The 19,735-nt window shown below is 74.2% G+C and carries 17 protein-coding genes; 6 read left to right on the forward strand and 11 right to left on the reverse strand.

All coding sequences use genetic code 11. The features are described from left to right. Window positions 1-51 precede the first annotated feature (51 nt). The 7 genes from M8330_RS14030 to M8330_RS14060 all read right to left on the reverse strand — a co-directional run bounded on the left by M8330_RS14030 (window position 52) and on the right by M8330_RS14060 (window position 7,642). Window positions 52-1,239, reverse strand: coding sequence for an MFS transporter (locus M8330_RS14030; protein WP_250827838.1), 1,188 nt, complete (start codon window positions 1,237-1,239; stop codon window positions 52-54). 84 nt (window positions 1,240-1,323) lie between these two features. Then, window positions 1,324-1,992, reverse strand: coding sequence for a GntR family transcriptional regulator (locus M8330_RS14035; protein ID WP_250827839.1), 669 nt, complete (start codon window positions 1,990-1,992; stop codon window positions 1,324-1,326). Window positions 1,993-2,114: 122 nt separating this feature from the next. Further along, a complete protein-coding gene (gene purU / locus M8330_RS14040) occupies window positions 2,115-2,966 on the reverse strand; it encodes a formyltetrahydrofolate deformylase (RefSeq protein ID WP_250827840.1) in 852 nt (283 codons plus the stop codon). A gap of 72 nt (window positions 2,967-3,038) precedes the next feature. Next, a complete protein-coding gene (locus M8330_RS14045; RefSeq protein ID WP_250827841.1) occupies window positions 3,039-3,857 on the reverse strand; it encodes a methyltransferase domain-containing protein in 819 nt (272 codons plus the stop codon). Window positions 3,858-3,914: 57 nt separating this feature from the next. Then, entirely contained in the window at window positions 3,915-5,444 is a 1,530-nt protein-coding gene (locus M8330_RS14050) for a carboxyl transferase domain-containing protein (RefSeq protein ID WP_250827842.1), read from the reverse strand. Then, the gene (locus M8330_RS14055; protein WP_250827843.1) at window positions 5,441-6,685 is read right to left on the reverse strand and encodes a CaiB/BaiF CoA transferase family protein; all 1,245 of its coding nucleotides are present in this window, start codon (window positions 6,683-6,685) and stop codon (window positions 5,441-5,443) included. The genes M8330_RS14050 and M8330_RS14055 overlap by 4 nt, the downstream gene beginning before the upstream one ends. A 75-nt stretch (window positions 6,686-6,760) precedes the next feature. Then, window positions 6,761-7,642 carry a fumarylacetoacetate hydrolase family protein gene (locus M8330_RS14060; RefSeq protein WP_250827844.1) on the reverse strand — a complete coding sequence of 294 codons (882 nt, stop codon included), beginning with the start codon at window positions 7,640-7,642 and terminating at the stop codon, window positions 6,761-6,763. A gap of 98 nt (window positions 7,643-7,740) precedes the next feature. On the opposite strand from M8330_RS14060, the gene M8330_RS14065 reads away from it, so the two are divergent. The 4 genes from M8330_RS14065 (at window position 7,741) to M8330_RS14080 (ending at window position 11,010) form a co-directional block, all read left to right on the forward strand. Then, window positions 7,741-8,424, forward strand: coding sequence for a FadR/GntR family transcriptional regulator (locus M8330_RS14065; RefSeq protein ID WP_250827845.1), 684 nt, complete (start codon window positions 7,741-7,743; stop codon window positions 8,422-8,424). Between the two features lie 102 nt (window positions 8,425-8,526). Continuing rightward, entirely contained in the window at window positions 8,527-9,810 is a 1,284-nt protein-coding gene (locus M8330_RS14070) for a DUF3500 domain-containing protein (protein ID WP_250827846.1), read from the forward strand. Next, window positions 9,807-10,241, forward strand: a complete 435-nt coding sequence (locus M8330_RS14075) for a nuclear transport factor 2 family protein (protein ID WP_250827847.1) — start codon at window positions 9,807-9,809, stop codon at window positions 10,239-10,241. The genes M8330_RS14070 and M8330_RS14075 overlap by 4 nt, the downstream gene beginning before the upstream one ends. A gap of 10 nt (window positions 10,242-10,251) precedes the next feature. Beyond that, complete coding sequence (locus tag M8330_RS14080; protein ID WP_250827848.1) at window positions 10,252-11,010, forward strand: IclR family transcriptional regulator; 759 nt, start codon at window positions 10,252-10,254, stop codon at window positions 11,008-11,010. A 51-nt stretch (window positions 11,011-11,061) separates the two neighbouring features. Here M8330_RS14080 and M8330_RS14085 read toward each other — a convergent pair whose 3' ends face one another. Both M8330_RS14085 and M8330_RS14090 read right to left on the reverse strand, forming a co-directional pair. After that, the gene (locus M8330_RS14085) at window positions 11,062-11,862 is read right to left on the reverse strand and encodes a hypothetical protein (RefSeq protein WP_250827849.1); all 801 of its coding nucleotides are present in this window, start codon (window positions 11,860-11,862) and stop codon (window positions 11,062-11,064) included. A gap of 243 nt (window positions 11,863-12,105) precedes the next feature. Continuing rightward, window positions 12,106-13,398 carry an MFS transporter gene (locus M8330_RS14090; protein WP_250827850.1) on the reverse strand — a complete coding sequence of 431 codons (1,293 nt, stop codon included), beginning with the start codon at window positions 13,396-13,398 and terminating at the stop codon, window positions 12,106-12,108. Window positions 13,399-13,660: 262 nt separating this feature from the next. On the opposite strand from M8330_RS14090, the gene mhpA reads away from it, so the two are divergent. Further along, complete coding sequence (gene mhpA, locus M8330_RS14095) at window positions 13,661-15,289, forward strand: bifunctional 3-(3-hydroxy-phenyl)propionate/3-hydroxycinnamic acid hydroxylase MhpA (protein ID WP_250827851.1); 1,629 nt, start codon at window positions 13,661-13,663, stop codon at window positions 15,287-15,289. A 122-nt stretch (window positions 15,290-15,411) separates the two neighbouring features. Here the strand turns inward: mhpA and M8330_RS14100 are convergent, their stop codons facing one another. Together M8330_RS14100 and M8330_RS14105 are read right to left on the reverse strand one after the other, a co-directional pair. Next, the gene (locus tag M8330_RS14100; protein ID WP_250827852.1) at window positions 15,412-17,043 is read right to left on the reverse strand and encodes an FAD-dependent monooxygenase; all 1,632 of its coding nucleotides are present in this window, start codon (window positions 17,041-17,043) and stop codon (window positions 15,412-15,414) included. A gap of 63 nt (window positions 17,044-17,106) precedes the next feature. Next, complete coding sequence (locus M8330_RS14105; protein WP_250827853.1) at window positions 17,107-17,937, reverse strand: IclR family transcriptional regulator; 831 nt, start codon at window positions 17,935-17,937, stop codon at window positions 17,107-17,109. 177 nt (window positions 17,938-18,114) lie between these two features. Between M8330_RS14105 and M8330_RS14110 the strand changes: the two genes are divergently transcribed. Further along, window positions 18,115-19,710: an ABC transporter substrate-binding protein gene (locus M8330_RS14110; RefSeq protein ID WP_250827854.1), complete on the forward strand. Its 1,596-nt coding sequence runs from the start codon at window positions 18,115-18,117 to the stop codon at window positions 19,708-19,710. Window positions 19,711-19,735 lie beyond the last annotated feature (25 nt).

A 19,735-nucleotide genomic window follows, 5' to 3' on the forward strand; every position in this document is an offset into this window, starting at 1 on the left:
ATACGCACCGGAGACACGGGTCTCCGGGGCGTATGACGTCCCGGCGGCGGCTCAGCCCTCGTGGGCGGCGAGGTCGAGGTGGCGCGACCAGCCGCTGGCGCTGACCAGCGTGCAGGCCAGGCAGACCAGCGCGACGACGCCCAGCATCGCGGGCACCGAGAACCACGCGCTGAGCGCGGCGAGCAGCGCAGGCAGCAGGAACCCGACGTAGGCCAGCGCGTAGTAGACGCCGGTGAGGCCGGCCAGGTCGTCGGGGCGGGCGATGCGCTGCACCTCCAGCAGGCCCGAGACCACGGCGATGCCGTAGGCGGCGCCCAGCACCAGGGCCACCGGCACGGCGAGCACCGGGCTGCCGACGAGGGCGGTGAGCGCGGCCAGCGCCATGCCGAGCGACATCAGCACCATGGAGACGACGATCGCCCTCGCCGAGAGGGTGTCGTCCAGGCGGCGTGCGATCGGCTGCACCAGCACGCCGGTGACCAGGGTGGCCACGGTCAGGGCTGCGGTGAACAGCAGCTCGGCCGAGCCAAGCGAGCCCTCGACCGCCTGGGGCACGATCGCGTAGGCGACGCCCGCGGAGCCGAAGATCCAGGGCGCCATCGGCAGCACCACGTGCAGGAACCGTCGGTGCCCCGCGGCGGGCACCCGCAGCCGGTCGAGGAAGCGCAGGTCGCCGCGCTCACGGCGGGTCTCGGGGGCCGAGCGGGCGACCAGCGCGAGCACCGGCACCGTGAGCGCCACGTGCACCACGAACGGCCACAGCAGCGCCGGGTGGCTCCACTGGGCGAGCAGGGCCGCGGCCGCCGGGCCCGCGGCGAAGCCGAGCGTGAGCAGGATCGAGGAGCGGCGGGCGCCGGCACCGGGGCGGGCGGTGGCGTCCCAGGAGGGGCGCGAGAGCTCGCTGACCCAGGCGGTGCCCACCGACATGGCGACGCCGACGGCCACCCCGACGAGGGCGCGGCCCGCGAAGATGGCGGCGTACCCGGCGACGTCGCCGACGGCCAGCGCGATGCTGCCGAGCACGGAGGCGACCAGGCCGGCGAGCATGACCGGTCGCCGGCCCACGTGGTCGGAGAGCGCCGAGGCCACCAGCAGCCCGGGCACGAGCCCCAGCACGTAGGCGCCGAGGAAGACGTTCACGTCGACCTGGGAGAACCCCATCTCGACGCGGTAGACGCTGAGCAGCGGCGTGAACTGGTTGCCACCCCAGCCGATGACGAACATCGCCGCGGCCGGCACGCGCCAGGCGCGGGCGGCCCTCGCGGCGCGCGGGCCGGTGGCCGGCGCGGTGGGGGGTCAGGACGGCGGCCTCGACCTGCGTGCTCACCAGGCACCGCCCAGCAGCACCGCGTGGGTGCGGCTCAGGTGGCCGCGCAGGCTCGCCTCGAAGGCGTCCGGGTCGCAGGCGGCCACCTCCGCGGCCATGCTCCGGTGCTCCTCGGCCAGGACGACGAGGTGCTCGGTGTGGGCTCCGATGGAGCCGATCGCCATGCGGCGCTGCCGGTCGCCCAGGCTCGCGTAGAACCCGGTCGCGACGGCGTTGCCCGACGCCTCGACGATCGTGGCGTGGAACTCGGTGTCGGCCCGGGCGAAGCCGGCCACGTCGCCGGCCGCGGCCAGCCGCTCCTGCTCGGCGAGCAGGGCGACGACCGCCGTGGCGAGACGGTCGCGGGCCGCGTCCTGGCCGGGGGAGACGAGCCGACGCACCGCCGCGCTCTCCAGCGCACGGCGCACCTCGAGCACGTCGCGGGCCTCGCCGGGGGCGACCGGCACCACCACGGCGCCGCGGCGCGGCACCAGCTCGAGCAGGCCCTCGGCCTGGAGCCGGAGGAACGCCTCGTGGACGGGGGTGCGCGAGATGCCCAGCGGGGCGCCGACCTCGACCTCGCTCAGCAGGGAGCCGCCGCGCACGGCGCCGGTGAGGATGTCCTCCTTCACCGCGCGGTAGGCGCGCTCGGCGGCGGGGGCAGCGGGGTCGTCGATCGGTGGCACCTCAGGAACGTACAACCTTGCATGCAAGGAGTGCCAGCGGACGTGAGCGCCGTGACGGGCGGTGCGCCGGCAGCCGCATGAGCGCGCCATTCGGTTGCAGGGTCACCGCCCGTGCGGCGGCCTCAGCTGAAGACGACCGTCTTGGTGCCGTTGAGGAGCACCCGGTGCTCGGCGTGCGCGGTGACCGCGCGGGAGAGGGCGAGCGCCTCGAGGTCGCGGCCCATGGCCGTGAGGTCCTGGGGCGACTTGGTGTGGTCGACGCGGGTGAAGTCCTGCTCGATGATCGGGCCCTCGTCGAGGTCGGCCGTCACGTAGTGCGCGGTCGCGCCGATGACCTTCACCCCGCGCGCGTGCGCCTGGAAGTACGGACGGGCGCCCTTGAACGCGGGCAGCAGGGAGTGGTGGATGTTGATGGCGCGGCCCGACAGGTCAAGGCACAGGCCGTCGGAGAGGATCTGCATGTAGCGCGCGAGCACCACCGAGTCGGCCTGGTGCACCTCGACCAGCCGGCGCAGCTCGTCCTCCGCGTCCGCCTTGGTGTCCTTGGTGACGGGCACGTGGTGGAACTCGATGCCGTGCCACTCGACGAGCTCGCGGAAGTCGGTGTGGTTGGAGACGACCGCGACGATGTCGGCCGGCATCGACCCGGTGCGGGTGCGGTGCAGCAGGTCGTTGAGCACGTGCCCCTGCTGGCTCACCATCACCAGCATCCGGTGCTTGCGGGTGGGGTCGTGGAAGGCCCACTCGGCGCCCAGGTCGTCGGCCACCTCGGTGGCGAAGGCGGCGCGGATGACGTCGAGGTCGGTCGGCTCCAGCGCGGCCGCCCGCATCCGCAGGAAGAACAGGCCGGTCTCCTCGTCACCGAACTGCTGGCTGTCGCGGATCGAGAACCCGTGGGAGGCCAGGAAGCCCGCCACCGAGGCCACGATGCCGTGGCGGTCCTGGCAGGAGAGAGTGAGGACGAGCTCGGACATGACGACCTTTCGAGAGCGGTGCGCAGCGCGTAGACGGTAGCCGCAGGCGTCCTCACGCGCGTAAAGGCCGCCTCAGACCCGGATCAGCACCTCGCCGTGCACGAGGTTGAACCAGCCGTCCTCCTCGGCGGCCCACGCCTGCCAGGCCTGCGAGACCTCGACCAGGTCCTCGGGGTCGGCCAGCTTCTCGTCGACCAGCTGGGTGGCGATCGCTGACTGCAGGATGCGGTCGGCCCACGACCCGCCCCACAGCTCGCGCGCGTCGGGGTCGGCGTAGCACCAGGTGGACGACGTCGCGGTGATGTCCGTGGCGCCGGCTGCGCGGGCCCAGGCGAGCAGCCGCCGCCCGGCGTCCGGCTCGCCGCCGTTGGCCCGCGCCGCGGCCTGGTAGTAGCCGGCCCACTTCTCCAGGCCGGGGCTCTCGGGGTACCAGGTGAACGAGGCGTAGTCGGCGTCGCGGACGGCGACCACGCCGCCCGGCCGGGTCACGCGGATCATCTCGCGCAGCGCCGCGACCGGGTCGGTCACGTGCTGGAGCACCTGGTGGGCGTGCACGACGTCGAAGGAGTCGTCGGGCAGGTCGAGGGCGTGCACGTCCCCGATCAGCAGCTCGGCGCGGTGGGCGAGGTCGGAGCCGGCGCGGGTCAGCCCGGCCCGGGTCTGCTCCCGCGCCTCCTCGGCGACCTCGACCGTCACCAGCCGGCCCGGCGCGGTGCGGGCGGCCAGGCCGGCGGTGATGGTGCCGGGTCCGCTGCCGACGTCCAGGAGGTCCTGGCCGGGCCGCAGGTGCGGCAGCAGGTAGGCGGCGGAGTTCTCCGCGGTGCGGGCCAGGTAGGAGCGCTGGACGCTCTCGCCGTAGCCGTGGGTGTAGCGCGCGCCGGGGGTGCTCATGACGCGAACCTACGCCTGGAATCCCACGATGCAAGACTCCTGTCTTGCGATGTGGGATTAACGACCGCCCAGGACCTGGGCCGCGATCTGGGCGCGCACCTCGTCGGTGATGGCCCGGCAGAAGCCCACCGGGTCCTCGTGGGCGGGCACCTCCTCGGGCACCACCGCGTGCACGACGCCCGCCTCGGCGAGGTCGACGGCCCGCACCTGCTGGCGGCGCGCCATCTCGGGCGCCCGGTCGGGGGTGCGGAACAGGATGGTGGACGCGCCCTCGGGCGGCAGCGGGGAGAGCCAGGCGTTGCCGGCCGCGACCACCCGGCGGGCCGGCAGCAGTGCCAGCGCCCCACCCCCGCACCCCTCGCCGAGCAGCACGCTCACGGTCGGCACGGTCAGCTGCACCATGTCGGCCAGGCAACGGGCGATCTCGCTGGCCAGCGCGCCCTCCTCGGCGTCGGCCGAGAGGTCGGCGCCGGGGGTGTCGATGACGCAGACCAGCGGCTTGTGCAGCTGCTGGGCGATCTGCATGCCGCGCCGGGCCGAGCGCAGCGCGGCCGGGCCGAGCGGCCGGTCGGCCATCTGGGCACGGCGGTCCTGCCCCAGCACCACGCAGGTGGTGCCGCCCAGCGAGGCGAGCACGGTCAGCAGCGCCTCCTCGGACTCGCCCGCCTGCGTCCCGTTCAGGGGGACGACGTCGGCGGCCGTGTGCCGCAGCAGGTCGCGCACGCCAGGCCGGTCGGGGCGGCGGGTCAGCTCGATGGCCGACCACGCGTCGGCGGCGACGCCGGGCGTCCCCTCCGCGTCGCGGGCGGCCACGGCCCGGGAGGCCGGGACGTCGTCGAGGCCACCGAGCCGGTCCTTGAGCAGGGCCAGGCTGCGGGCGGCCACCTCGGCCAGGTCGTCGTTCTCCACGACGGCGTCGACGATGCCCCGGCGCACCAGGTTCTCGGCGACCTGGACGCCCTGGGGGAACGGCTTGCCCTGCAGCGCCTCGTAGACCACGGGCCCGAGGAACCCGATCAGCGCGCCCGGCTCGGCGACCGACACGTGGCCCAGCGAGCCCCACGAGGCGAAGACGCCGCCGGTCGTGGGGTGGCGCAGGTAGACGAGGTAGGGGAGGGCGGCCGCCTTGTGGTCGACGACCGCGCGGGAGATGTCGACCATCCGGACGAAGGCCGGCGTGCCCTCCTGCATCCGCGTGCCGCCGGACGCCGTCGCGGCGATGAGCGGCAGCCGCTCGGCCGTGGCGCGGCGCACCGCGGAGACGATCCGCTCGCCCGCGGCGCGGCCGATCGAGCCACCGAGGAACCGGAACTCGCCGACCACCAGCGCCACGTCGTGGCCGCGGATGCGGCCGCGGCCGGTGATCACCGACTCGTCGGTGCCGGCCTTCTCGGCCGCCGCGGCGAGCTCGGCCAGGTAGGCGTCGTCCGCGCCGGGGTAGTCGGCGGCGGTCAGCGGCCTGTCCCAGCTCACCCAGGAGCCGGCGTCCAGGTTGGCCTCGAGCAGGTCCCGGGCGCCGAGCCGGCGCCGCTTGGCGGGCCGGGCGCCCGCCGCGGCCTCGTTCTCAGGCGGTGCGGTGGTCGTCATGCGGAGAGCTCCGATGCGCGTCGCGAGGAGAGCAGGGGCGCGTCCAGCCAGGCACGGACGGCGGCGCCGTCGCTGCCCAGCACGGGCGGCGCGGCGTGGGCCCGACGCGTCGTCTCGGCCCCCACGGGGTCGAAGAAGCGCAGCGGCGGGCCGGGCAGCGTGACTTTCCCGAGGGTCGCGTGCTCGACGTCGAGGAGCAACCCCTGGCTCGCGGTCTGCTCCCAGGCGTAGACGTCCTCCAGGTCGCGCACCTTGCCCGCGGGGATGCCCACCTCGTCGAGCCGGGCCAGCAGCTCCTCGGCCTTCCAGCCGACGAAGACCTCCTCGACCAGGGCGATCGTCTCGTCGCGCCGCGAGACCCGTTCGGGGTTGGTGGCGAAGCCGGGCAGGTCGGGGTCGAGCCCGAAGCCCGCGCAGAACATGTGCCAGAGCTTCTCCGAGCCCACCGCGATCTGGACGGCCCCGTCGGCGCAGCGGAACAGGCCGTACGGGGAGATGGACGCGTGGTGGTTGCCGGCCGCGCGGCCCACCGTGCCCGCGATGGTCCAACGGGTGCCCTGGAAGCCGTGCACTCCGACGACCGCGGCCAGCAGCGACGTCCGCACCACCTGGCCGCGCCCCGTGCGCTCGCGCTCGTGCAGGGCGGCGAGCAGGCCGTAGGCGCCGTACATGCCGGCGAGCAGGTCGCCGATCGGCGTCCCCACCTTCTGCGGGTCGTCGGGGCCCGAGCCGGTGAGCGACATGAGCCCCGCCTCGCCCTGGGCGATCTGGTCGTAGCCCGAGCGGCCACCCTCGGGCCCGTCGTGGCCGAAGCCGCTGATCGAGAGCGTCACCAGCGCCGGGTTGAGCTCGGCCAGCCGCTCCGGCCCCAGCCCGAGGCGCGTGAGCACGCCGGGGCGGAAGTTCTCGACCAGGACGTCGGCGCGGATGATCAGCCGCTTGAGCACGGTGAGGTCCGCCGGATCCTTGAGGTCGAGGGTGATCGACTCCTTGTTCCGGTTGGCGGAGAGGAAGTAGGTGGACTCCGCCCCCTCGCCGTCCGGCCCGCAGGTGGCGAACCCGTCGTCGGTCGGCTGCACGAACGGCGGGCCCCAACCACGGGTGTCGTCACCGTGGCCGGGTGCCTCGACCTTGATCACGCGGGCGCCGAGGTCGCCCAGCATCATCGTGGCGTGCGGCCCGGCGAGGGCGCGGGAGAGGTCGACGACCAGCAGGTCGGACAGCGGACCGGTGGTGCTCACAGGAGTCTCCTGGGATGTCGGGGTGGGTCGGGCGGCGCGCTCGCACCGCCCGGGTGGGGCAGGTGGGGCGGTGGGTCAGGCGTGCCGGGCCGAGCCGTCGACCACGTGGTTGGTCAGGGTGCCGAGACGCTCGACCTCGACCTCGACGGTGTCGCCGGGCTGCAGCAGCCACGGGGGAGTGCGCGAGTAGCCGACGCCGGAGGGCGTGCCGGTGGCGAGCAGGTCGCCGGGGCGCAGGGTGAACGTGCGGGAGATGAGCGAGAGCGTGTCGCCGACCGTGTAGACCATCTCGTCGGTGCGCCCCTCCTGCACGGTCTCGCCGTTGACGCGGGTCAGCACCCGCAGGCCGTCACGCAGGTCGCCGACCTCCGAGGCGGGGACGATCGGGCCCAGCGGGCCGGAGGAGTCGCCGTTCTTGCCAAGAATCCACTGCGAGGTGAGCTTCTGGGCCCGCCGCGAGGTGACGTCGTTGAACGTCGAGTAGCCGACGACGGCCGCCAGCGCATCCTCGGGCGAGGCGTCCACGAGCGTGGCGCCCACGTAGGCGACGACCTCGCCCTCCCAGTCCAGGCCGTCCTCGTCGACCGGGACGGGGATGCCGGCGCCACCGACCGAGAGCGAGGCGGGCCAGCGGGCGAAGAGGGTGGGGTAGGGCGGGACGCCGTCACCGGCGTAGGAGCCCTCGGCCACGTGCTTGAGGTAGTTCAGGCCGATGCAGATCACCCGGGCGCCGGGCAGCACGGGCGGCACGAACGTCACCTCGGACGCCGGCAGGGCCGACCCGGTCGGCTCGAGGGCGAGGTAGTGCGCCGGGTCGCCCCAGAACTCCTCCAGGCCCGCGAGCACGCTCACCTCGTTGCCGTCGGCGGAGAGTGCGCCGACGAGGACGCCTCCCGCGGGGTCGGCGAGACCGACGACGCGGCGCTGGGGCTGGGGGTTCTCCGGCATCTCCTGCATGGGGTGTCCTCCTCGGACGGCGTGGGCGTGTGACGACGGTCGCACAAAACCTCTAAAACATCTATATCTTTTAAACGGTTGCTGGTAGAACTTCCCCTATGACCGACGTCTCACCCGATCTGACTCCGCGCTCCCGCGCCGAGCAGCTGGCCGCCGCGATCGAGCGCCGCATCCGCGGCGAGCGCCTGGCGCCGGGCACGAGCGTCGGCACCCTGGAGGACCTGCGGGCCAGCAGCGGCTTCTCCCGTCCGACCGTCTCCGAGGCCGTCCGGCTGCTGCGCGACCGCGGCATCCTCGTGATCCGGCCCGGGCGCGGCGGTGGGCTCTTCGTCGCCGAGGCCGGGCCCGTCGTCCGCCTGCGGCACACGCTGCTGGCCGTGGACGAGGACCCCACGACCGTCGTCGACGCCATCGAGCTGCGCGACCACCTCGAGCTCCTCGTCGCCAGCGGCGCCGCCCGCTGCCGCACGGACGAGGACGTCGTCGCGCTGCGGCACCTGCAGTCGCGACTGGCCGACGCCGACGGCTGGTCCGCCTTCATGGCCGCCAACTGGGCCCTGCACGAGCGGATCGCCGCGATCTGCCCGAACGCCATGGCGCGCGCCGTCTACACCAGCACGCTGGGGCACCTCACCGGTGCCGGGGCGACCTGGTCCGACGACGAGCGTCCCGACTACCGCCTCGAGCGCGTCGCGGTGCACGACGACCTGGTCGAGGCCATCGCGGCCGGCGACCTGGACGCCGTCGCCGCCGCCGTCCGACGCCACCAGCACTCCGACTAGTCACCCGCCGCCCTCCCGGGCGGCCGTCACCACCGCACCTCGGCAGGCCGCACGGCCGCCCGAGGCCCCGGCCGTACCCACTCACCGCCACCGGAGGACACCATGACCGCCACCCAGCCGACGCGCGCCGAAGCCGTGGCCGCCGACCCCTCGGCCTTCCGGCAGTTCCTCTTCGACCACGACCACCCGCGCTACGCCGACGTGCGGGGCCTGGACTGCTACGCCTACCGCGAGGCCGCCCGGCACGACGCGTTCACCGGCGGCCTGGTGCAGGGCTGGACGCCGCTGTACCTCAACGAGTTCCGCGGGGTCACCGAGGACGGCACGCTGCGCGAGGGCCTCTACGACCTGACCCCCGCCGCGCCCGGCGAGGAGGCCCCGGTCGCCGCGATGGTCGCCGCCGCCGAGCGACTCCTCGGGCTGCTCGACGACGCCGGGCGCGCCCGGGTCAACCACCCCGTGGACGCCCCCGAGTGGCAGACCTGGGCCAACCCGGAGTTCATGCAGTTCGACACGGGCCTGCGTCTGGAGCTGCAGCCGGAGGCCGTGCGCGAGGCGACGCTGGACCTGCTGCGTGCCTCGCTCAGCGAGGAGGGCTTCCACGCCGCGCACCGGATGATGGTGATCAACGGGTTCCTCGGGGAGGTCGTGGACCTGCCGAGCATCCTCAACGAGTGGAGCTACAACGTCGCGCTCTACGGCACCCCCGACCTGCGCGCCCCGTGGGGCTGGCAGCTCTTCGGCCACCACTGCGCGGTCAACTGCCTGGTCGTCGAGGGCCGGATGATCGTCTCCCCGATGTTCCTCGGCGCCGAGCCCGACTGCGTGGACGCCGGCCCGCACGAGGGCCCGGGCGTCTTCGGCGAGCGCATCCGTCTCGCCGAGGCGCTCATGGCTGCCCTGCCGGCCGAGCAGCGGGAGCAGGCGATCGCCTACGAGCAGATGGTCGACCCCGCGATGCCCGAGGGCCGCGTCCACCCCGGCGACGAGCGGCACCTGGCCGGGGCGTTCCAGGACAACCGCGTCATCCCGTTCGAGGGCGCTCCCGTGGCCGCGATGCCGGACGACGCCCGTGCGCTCGTCCTCGCCCTGGTCGAGGAGTTCTGCTCGGTGCTGCCCGCCGGTCCGCGGGCCGCGCGGGTGCGCGAGGTCGCCGCCCACCTCGACGAGACCTGGGTGTCCTGGATCGGCGGCTGGCAGCCCGGCGACGTCTTCTACGTGCGCGTGCAGTCGCCCGTCGTCATCGCCGAGCTCGACCACCACTGCGGCGTCTTCCTCGACTACGACACCCCGCAGACGTTCCACATCCACACGGTCCTGCGCACCCCGCACGGCAACGACTACGGCCGCGCGTGGGTCCGCCAGTGGCAGGAGGCCCAGCGGTGACGACCTCGCCGTCCTTCGTCGGCTTCACCAGCGGCGCCGCCGCCCGGCACGAGGTCGCCAACCTGCTGCACACCTACGTCGGCATCGCCGACGCCCGCGACGTGGGCGCCGGGGTGGCACTGCTCGGCGACGCGAGGGTCGTCTTCCCCGCCGGCGGCTTCGACCGCCGCGAGGACGCCTCGGCGTTCCTCGCCGGGCTGTGGGGCTCGGTCGTCGGCCACCGCCACGACGTGCACAACCTCGTGGTCGAGCCGGCCGTCGGCCCCGACGGGCAGCCCGAGCCCGGCCGCTGGCGCGCCCACGCCACCTACACTCGCTGGATGATCGACGGCGCCCCGCGCCTGCACACCCTGGGCGAGTACGACCTGGTCGTGGCCGAGGACCCGTGGCGGATCGAGGAGCTCGTCGTCACCCGCACCTGGACCGAGTGAGGGGGCCCGTGTGAGCGTGCTGCACCGCGCGACCCTGATCCTCGACGCGCTCGCCGAGAGCCGGCGTCCGCTGACCGTCTCCGAGCTGGCGACCCGCACCGGGCTGGCCCGCTCGTCGGCGCACCGCGTCCTGCAGTCCCTGGAGGAGGAGCGGCTGGTCGTGCGCTCGCCCGAGACCGTCGGGTACGTGCTCGGACCCGGCCTCCTGAAGTTCGGGATGGGCAGCCACCTGCGGTTGCTCGCCGCGAACCGCTCCCACCTGGCGGTCCTGGCCCGCGAGGTCAACGAGAACGTCGACCTCGCGGTCTTCTCCGGCCGGGAGGTGGTCGTGGTCGACCAGATCGCCAGCCCCGCTCGGCTGCGCGGCGTCACCAAGGTCGGGCAGTCCTTCTCGCTGCACGGCTCGTGCATCGGCAAGGCGTTGCTCGCCCAGCTGCCCGACGCGCGGGTGCGCGAGCTGCTCGAGGGTCCGCTGCGCGCCTTCACCCCGGCGACCATCACCGACGTCGACCGCCTGGTCGCTCAGGTGGACGAGGTGCGACGCACCGGGGTCGCCGTCGACCGCGAGGAGCACGACCGCGGCATCGCCGCCGTCGCCACCGCCTACCTCGGGCCGACCGGCGCGCTGCAGGCCGTCTCGGTGGTCATGGCCTCCCACCTGCTGGCCGAGAAGTGGGACCTCGCCGTCGGCTCGCTGGCCCGGCTGCCCGGCGCCACCGTGGACGTCGCGGCCGCGCGGGCCCAGCGCGCGCTCGCGGGCGCGCGCTGACCCGCCCGAGCCGCGCGCGGGACGTCGTCGTGCGGGACGGCGTCGTCCGTCTCAGGAGTCCTGGGGCGCCAGGGTGAACGCCTCGGTGTGCCGCAGGACCCGCTCGTCGTCGGAGACCTTCCGCGTCCACGCGAGGACGTAGGAGCGCTGCTGGGAGCCCATCCGCGCCTGGATGAGACCGGGGCCGCCGACGTCCGAGCCGTTGGCCTTGGTCAGCACCGTCCAGCCGCCGGCCTTCGTCGAGGCCCAGATCGTGAGCGTGTCGGCGTCCACCAGGTGCGTGCCGTGCTCGGTGAACCACCGGTAGCCCTGCCGACGCACGTAGGTGACGCCGTAGGTCTTCTCTACCTCGCGGCCGTCGGCCCGGGTGAAGGTCACGTCGAGGTCGATCGACTCGCGGGCGGCCAGCGTCCGGGTGGGCGTGGTGTCCATCGATGAGACCGGGTCGTCCCCGGTGACCGTGACCGGGTTGCTGACCCACCGCGGGGTCCTGAGCCGCACCGGGGTCGTCTCGTGGCGGTAGGTGACGCCGTCCAGCGTGCGCCGGAACGTCATCTTCCACTCCTTGCCGAGGCCCTTCGGGTGGATCCGCACGTTCGGGTAGACGAGGGCGACGTCGTCGCCGCGGCCGCGCCACACGCTCACCCAGCGGCCGTCCTCGGTGCTGTGCTTGATCCGGATGCGGTCGCGGTGCAGCACGTAGTGCGCGGCGAGCTTGAACCGCATCCGCTTGCCGTAGGTGAAGTACTGGAACGACACGTCGCTGTTCTTGGTGGTCCCGTTCGGGCGGGGCACGTAGAAGTCGGCGGCGGCGAGGCTGCGCGGCAGGGGACGTGCGTCGTGCTGGGTCATGCGTGCCTCCCGAGAGCGTGGTGGTCCTTCCTCGGCCGGCTGCAAGGGGGGAGTCGCCGGCCGAGGAAGCGGTGCGCCAGGAGGCTGAGACTCGTCCGGTGGCGTGGACGCTCCTCCCGGCGCGCGACGATGATGCACGGCTCGACCTCAAGCCCACGTCAAGACGACCCCAGGCCGACCGGGGTCGTGCAGGGTCGTGCAGGGTCGTGCAGGGAGGGAGTGCGGGGCGTGTCGCCGGAGGCGTCAGAGCGCCGCGGCCGCCGGAGCAGGCTCGAGGGTCTCGGCCGGGGCCGAGAAGTGCCCGTGGTGGGAGACGCGGTCGGCGAGCATCAGGCCGACGAGTCCGGCCAGGGTGACGGCTGCGGCGACGGCGTAGGTGCTGAACAGGCCGGTCGAGCCACCGGTCGCGATGGCGGCGCCACCGATGGTCGGCCCGAGGAAGGCGCCGATGAAGGAGGTCGAGTTCGACCAGCCGAGCGCGGTGGCACGGGCCGGCAGCGGGAAGATGTTCGAGGTGGTGGTGTGCACCAGGTTCATCGTCGAGTGGCCGCCGATGCCCATCAGGGCGATGCAGACCAGGGCTACCGCGACGCCGGTCGGCAGGAACGCCATCCCGAGCAGCCCGAGCAGGGTGCAGGTCCCGGTGACGACCGCGGTGCGGGCGGGGCCGGTGCGGTCCGCGGACCAGGCGGTGGCGAACGAGCCGATGACCGCGGCGCCGGTCAGCACGAACGTGAACAGCAGGGCGGCCCGCAGGGAGAACCCGAGCTGCACCATCGCCTCGGCGGCCCAGACGTTCAGGCCCTGCCAGGCGACCATGTTGCCGATCGCGCAGACGGCCACGAGGACGGCGACGACCAGGCCGCGGCCGGTGAGCACCGAACGCAGCTTCTGCGCCGTCGTCCACCCGCGGCCGGCGACCTCCTGCGGGGAGTCCGTCGGGATGGTCATCAGCGCGACGGCGACCGCGATCGCGGCGGCCATCGCGGCGCCCACGAAGAACATCGGGCGCCAGCCGAACGCGGGCAGCACCGGCACGGCGAGCAGGGCGGCGACGACGCCGCCCAGCGGGATGCCGGCCATGGTGATCGTGACGACGAGGGAGGCGCGGCGGGAGGAGGCGCTGTTGCGCGCGACAGTCATCGCGGTGGTCAGCGCGCCGCCGACGCCGAGACCGGCGAGGAAGCGGGCGGCGCCCAGCACGCCTGCGCTCTCGGCGAGGCCGGTGAGCAGCGCCCCGCCGGCGAAGACGAGGATCGCGGCCATCAGCACCTGCTTGCGGCCCAGCCGCTCGGCCAGGAGCGGCGCGAGCAGCGCGCCGAGCACGGCGCCGATGTAGACGAGTCCGCCCACCGTGCCGATGGACTGGGGCGTCACGCCCAGGGACGGGTCGTCCAGCAGCAGCGGCACGACCGAGCCGAAGACGATGAGGTTGTAGCCCTCGATCACCGTCACGACCATGCACAGGACGATGACGGCGGGGTTCGAGCGGTGCTCGAGGGACGCCTGGTCGGCGCCGGTAGCGGGGACGTGCATGTGGGACCTCCACGATGAGTCGGGCGGGCGGGGGAGCGGCCTGGCCTGGGCGGCCGGGACGGACGACCCGTGAGCCGGTGTGACGGAGGTCATGGTGCTCACCGGACGGAGGTCACCGATATGGGCTCGTCCCGGAATCCTGGACGGTGAAGTGACGCGGGCCACACTGCGCCGCATCGTGGTGGACGCCACGTCGCACGGCCCGCCGGCGACGTCCCCGATCTCCTCGCCCGTCCGTCACCGAGCCCCTCGGAGGTGCCCCGTGCCCACCCCTGACACCACTCCCGCCGCGACCTCGGCCGCCGCGCCGTCCGGCGCTGTGCCCGCCACCGCCGACGTCGCGATCGTCGGCTTCGGCCCCGTCGGCAAGCTGCTCGCGCTCCGGCTCGGCCGGGCCGGACACCGGGTCCTGGTCGTCGACCGCAACCTGGCCGGCTACCCGCTGCCCCGCGCGGTCACCCACTGCTCCGACTTCGCCCGCATCCTGCAGTCGGTCGGGCTGGGCCCCGACACCATCGGCGAGGTCACCCAGCCCTACGACGACATGTACGTGTGGCGCGACGCCGAGGGTCGCTCGCTGGTCGAGGTCGACTGGTCGGGCCTGGGCGAGTCGGGCTGGTACAACACCTACTTCTTCTCCCAGCCCGCACTCGAGGACAAGCTGGACGACCTGGTCGCGCAGCTGCCGAGCGTCACCGTGTGCCGCGGGTGGCAGGCCACCGGCATCGAGCAGGACGCCGACGGCGCGACCCTGTCGCTGCGGGCCACCGACGGCGACGAGGAGGCGGTCGTCCGGGCGTCCTGGTTGATCGGCGCCGACGGTGCGAACTCGGCCGTGCGCCGCTGGAGCGGCATCGAGTGGGCCGACCTCGGCTTCTTCTACGACTGGCTCGTCGTCGACGTCATCCCCGACCCCGCGCTGGAGTTCCCGCACGTCGCCCGGCAGAACTGCGACCCGCACCGCCCCGCCACGATGGTGCCGGGCGGCCCGGGTCGGCGCCGCTGGGAGTTCATGCGGCTGCCGCACGAGACCAAGGACGAGCTCAACCGCGCCGAGACCGCCTGGAAGCTGCTCGAGCCGTACGGGCTGACCGAGGAGAACTCGGTGCTGGAGCGGCACTCGGTCTACACGTTCCAGGCGTGCTGGGCCACGCGCTGGCGCGACGGCCGGGTCCTGCTGGCCGGCGACGCCGCGCACCTCATGCCGCCGTTCGCGGGTCAGGGACTCGGCGCCGGCGTGCGTGACGCGATGAACCTCGGTTGGAAGCTGGACGCCGTGCTCAGCGGCCGCGCCCCGGAGGCGCTGCTGGACACCTATGGTGCCGAGCGCCTCCCGCACGCCCGCGCGTTCATCGACTTCTCGGTCGGCCTGGGCAAGGTCATCTGCCTCACCGACGAGGCCGAGGCGGCCGCCCGCGACGAGCGGATGATCGCGGAGTGGGCCGCCGGCATGAAGCCTCCGGCCCCGCCGCGGCCGGGCCTCGGCGAGGGTCTGCACGCCGGCGAGCACGGCGGCGCCCTGGCGATCCAGGCGCGGCTGTCGGTGGGCGGCGAGGAGCCGCGGCTGGCCGACGACGCCCTCGACGGCCCCGGCGCCCTCGTGGTCAGCGACGCCGCGCAGCTGGCCGGGCTCGACGCCGACACCCTGGCCGGGCTCCGCTCGCTCGGCATCACCCCGGTCGCGCTCGACGGACTCCCCTCACCCGAGGTGCTCCTCGCCGAGGACGTCGACGGCACCTGGACGACCTGGCTGGCCGACCTCGGGGTCAGCGCCGTCCTCGTCCGCCCGGACTTCCACCTCTACGGCGCCGGCGACGACGCGGTCGCGCTGGCCACCGGGTTCCTCCGGGCCGTCGCCACCTGCGGGCAGGAGGCGCCCGTCCCGGCCTGAGCACCGGTCAAGGCTGAGCACCGGCGCCCACGTGCAGGAAGGCCGCCGACCCGAGGAGGGTCGGCGGCCTTCGCGCGTCCGCCGGTGCCGTCTGTGCCGGCAGGTGCCTGCGGTGCCTGGCCTCAGGCCGGCTGCACCCGGCTGCTGCGCGACCCGGTCACCTGCGCGAGCACGCCCGCGGCGACTGCCTGGTCGAGGGCGTCGCCGCGCCAGGCGACGTGCTGGTCCGGGCGCACGAGCACGAGACCGGCCCCGTAGCGCGACCGTTGCGCGGGGTCGAGGTCGACCACGGCGAGGGGGACGCCGCAGGCACCCGCGGCTGCCACGACCGCGTCGAGGGAGGCCGTCGGGTCCAGCCGGAGCAGCGTGAACCCGGCGCCGAGCACGTCGTAGACGGATCGACCGTCGCCCAGCCAGTGGTGCGGAAGACGAGCGCCGGGGTGGGCGCTGGGAACGTAGTCGGTCACGGACGCGGCCGGCGCGTCGGACCCGTCGGCCACGACGGCGTCCGAGCCGGCGTAGTCGTAGCCGAGCACCAGGCCGAGGGAATGGAACTCGGGACGCTTGGCGGCCAGCGCGGCCTCGGCATCGGGGCCGGTGAGGCTCGGTGCGAGGAAGGCCTCCTGCGCACCCGCGGCCGCGATCGTGGCCGCGGCGACACCGCGCCGCTCGGTCTCGTAGGTGTCGAGCAGGGCCTCGTCGGCCCAGCCGGCCAGCACGCCGGCGAGCTTCCACGCGACGTTGACGGCGTCGGCCAGGCAGGTGTTGAAGCCGTGGCCGCCCCACGGCGGGTTGAGGTGCGCCGCGTCGCCCACGAGCAGCACCCGCTGCCCGCGGTAGCGGTCGACCAGGAGCATCCGCGCGTTCCAGGGATCGGTGGCCAGCACCTCGACCTCGAGGGAGTCGTCCCCGACCAGCGCCCGGACGAGGGCGGCCGGGTCGTGGCCGGCCCCGTCGGTGCCCTGGACGATCGCCCACCAGGTGCCGTCGAGGTCGAGGCGGCCCATGAGGCCGCCGGGCTCGCCGACGACCCAGTAGTGGATGCCGAGCGCGCACGGCTGCGCGGTCTCCAGCGCCGGCGCGCGGAAGGTGATCGACAGGTTCGGGCGGGCGCCCGAGGAGCCCTCGTAGCGGGCGCCGACGGCCTTGCGGCACAGACCCGCCGAGCCGTCGCAGCCCAGGAGCCAGTCGGCGCGGACGCGGTGCTCGCTGCCGTCGGGGGCGGCCAGGACGGCGTCCGCGTGCTGCGGCCCGTCGACCACCGCGACCGCCCGCCAGCCCTCCAGCACCCGGACGCCGGGCGTGCGCCGCGCGGCCTCGAGGAGGACCTCCTCGACCACGGGCTGGGGCGCCTGCTGGCCGGGCTCGGCGAAGTCGTCGTGCCGCTCGGGGCGCAGGCCGAAGGCGTGCGGGAACCGGGTGATCTCCTCCCCGAGCAGGGCGGTGCAGAAGACGACGTCCTGGGCGTGGGAGACCGGGATCGGTGCGGCTGCGCGCAGCGCCTCGGCGAGCCCCCAGCGGCGCAGGTGCTCCATCGTCCGCACGCTCGTGGTCTTGGCCCGGGGTCGCAGGGCGTCGCGCTCCGTGCGGGGCTCGACCAGGAGCACCTCCACCCCACGCCGCCCGAGCTCGATCGCGGCGGCGAGCCCGGAGGGCCCGCCGCCGACGACGAGGACGGGCACGTCGGTGGGTGCGGTCCAGGCGTCGGTCGCCGAGGCGGGGAAGTGGCCTGTCGAGGGCGTGGTCTGCGTCACGTCGGACAGGGTGGGTCCCGCTCGCCACCTGCCCGACCCCTCGTGCCGGTCAATGAAAAGTGGTCAGGTCGTGCGGCCCACTGCCCGCTGGGCGCCGAGCGCGCGGGAGATGGCGCGCGCGGCGGTCTGCACGGCTGGTGCCAGTCGGCGTGCGTCGAAGGTCTGGTCGGGCACCACGACGGAGAGCGCGGCCGCGACGGTGTCGTCCGCGTCCCAGATCGGGGCCGCCACGGAGAGGACGGGGCTCGGCACGGCGCGACGGAAGATCGCGATCCGCTCCCGACGCACCTCGGCCAGGGTCCGACGCAGCCTGGCCTTGTCGACCAGCGTCTGCTCGGGGTCGTGGCGCAGCGGCAGGTCGAGGTACGGCTCGGTGAAGTCCGGCTCGGCGAAGGCCAGGAGCACCAGGCCGACGCCCGTGGAGTGCAGGGGGAGGCGCCCGCCCACCCGGTAGAGCACCTCGGTGGCGCGGTGCCCGGAGATGCGCTCGACCAGCAGGCCCTGGCGCTCGTCGCGCACCGCCAGCAGGACGTGCTCGCGCGTGGCCTCCGCCAGGTCGTGCAGGTAGGGCAGCGCCACGTCGCGCAGCCCGTGGCCGCGCGGGGCGAGGGAGGCGACCTCCCACAGCCGGACACCGATGCTGAACCGGCCGGCGTCGTCCCGCTCCAGCGCGCCCCAGGCCATCAGGCGGCCGGCCAGGCGCAGGGCGGAGGACGCCGGGATGCCGCTGCGCCGCGACAGCTCGCCGAGCGTGAGGAACCGGTGGTCGAGGTCGAAGCAGTCGAGCAGGGCGAACGCCCGGTCGATCACCGGCTCGCCCTGGGGTGGGCGCTTGCCGCGCGCCCGGGTGGCGGTGCCGTCGTCAGCGGGCAGGTCCTGCTCCACCTGCGTCATGTCGCCCCCTGTCCGGCCCGAGGGCCGACGTTCCCCGTTCCCCGACAGCCGTGCCGGAGTTCCATTGGTCGGCAACATGGTACGCGTCACGGTGAGACGCGCATCACTCTCGGGGCCAACCGGTGCGGCGACGACCGCCGCCCGACGACGAGCACGACGAGTCCGAAAGGCCCCGCAATGACGCCTCGACCTTCCCTCTCCCGAGCACCCCGCCGTGCACCCCGCCGTGCACCCCGACGTGCGCTGGCCGCCGCCTCGGTGGCCGTGCTGGCCGCCGGCGCGCTGGCCGCGTGCGGCGGCGGGTCCTCCGCCGACAACGGCTCCTCGGCGGACGACGGCGCCCTGGCCTTCGCCTACGACTACGACCCGGCGCCGCAGGGCTACGACCCGCTGCTCTACGCCGGCGACTCCCAGCGGCTGATGTTCGGCTCGCTCTACGACTCCCTCTTCGTCATGGACGAGAACGGTGACGCCCAGCCGAGCCTGGTCACCGACTTTTCGTTCAACGACGACAGCAGCGTCCTCACCCTCACCCTCGACACCAGCGCGACCTTCAGCGACGGCAGCACGCTGAGCGCCCAGGTGGTCAAGGACAACCTCGACCGCCGCGACGACCCCACCCTGGCCGCGTACGTGGGCTTCGCCGCGGGCGGCGAGACCGAGATCAGCGACGTCACCGCCGAGGGCGAGGACACGGTCGTCATCACCTTCGCCGCGCCGCAGGGTGGCGCGGCCGCCCTGCTGGCCGACCAGCCCGGCATGATCGTCGGCCCGGACGGCCTCTCCGACCCCGACAGCCTGGCCACCACGCCCGACGGCTCGGGTTCGTACACGCTCTCCGACGAGACCGTGAAGGGCTCCTCCTACGTCGTCGACCTCGTCACCGACGACCCCGACGCCGGCGACTACGGCTTCGACGAGATCACGTTCACCCCCATCGTCGACCCGCAGGCCCGCGCCAACGCGTTCGTCTCCGGCGAGGTCGACGCCGTGCTGCTCGACCCCGAGACCGTCTCGTTCGTGGAGGGCCAGGGTGCCGCCATCGTCGAGAACGGCGGCCTCGTGACCGGCCTGCCCGTCTTCGACAAGCTGGGCGCCACGTCCGAGCCCTTCGCCTCGGTCGAGGTGCGCCAGGCGCTCAACCTGGGCGTCGACCGCGAGGCCATCGCCGCGCTGCACGACGGTGCCGTGCCCTCCGCCAGCCTCTTCCCGGCCGGCGCGGACGGCTTCGACGACACCCTGCTCGACGACTACGCCTACGACCCGGACGCCGCCAAGGCGCTGCTGGCCGACGCCGGCTACCCCGACGGCTTCTCGTTCCCGATGATCACCCTCGGCCAGAACGACACCGACCTGCAGGCCATCCAGGCGCAGTGGGCCGAGATCGGCGTCGAGATGCAGATCGAGAAGGCCGCCTCCACCGAGGCCGCGTTCGCCTCGGTCAACACCACGCCGCTCGGCTTCGGACAGTTCGCCATCGGCAACCCGCTGGGCTTCGTCCAGGGCGTCGTGGTCGGCGGGTTCATGAACTTCCAGGGCGCCAGCGACGACGCGATCACCGCCGCCGTCGGTGCCGCGCAGGGCGCCGAGGACGACGCCGCCCGCACCGAGGCGCTCACCGCCCTCGACCGGGCCATCACCGACCAGGGCTGGTACGTGCCGCTGTACGAGTCCTTCACCTCGGTCGGCTACGACGCCGACAAGCTCGCCGAGCCGGTCTTCCCCGGCACCCTGAGGTACCCGCTGCTGACCAGCTTCCAGCCGGCCTCCTGAGCCGCACGCCCGGCCGCGTCGACCG

It is taken from the genome of Nocardioides bruguierae, from assembly GCF_023656415.1.
In the GTDB taxonomy this organism is placed as follows: Bacteria; Actinomycetota; Actinomycetes; order Propionibacteriales; family Nocardioidaceae; genus Nocardioides; species Nocardioides bruguierae.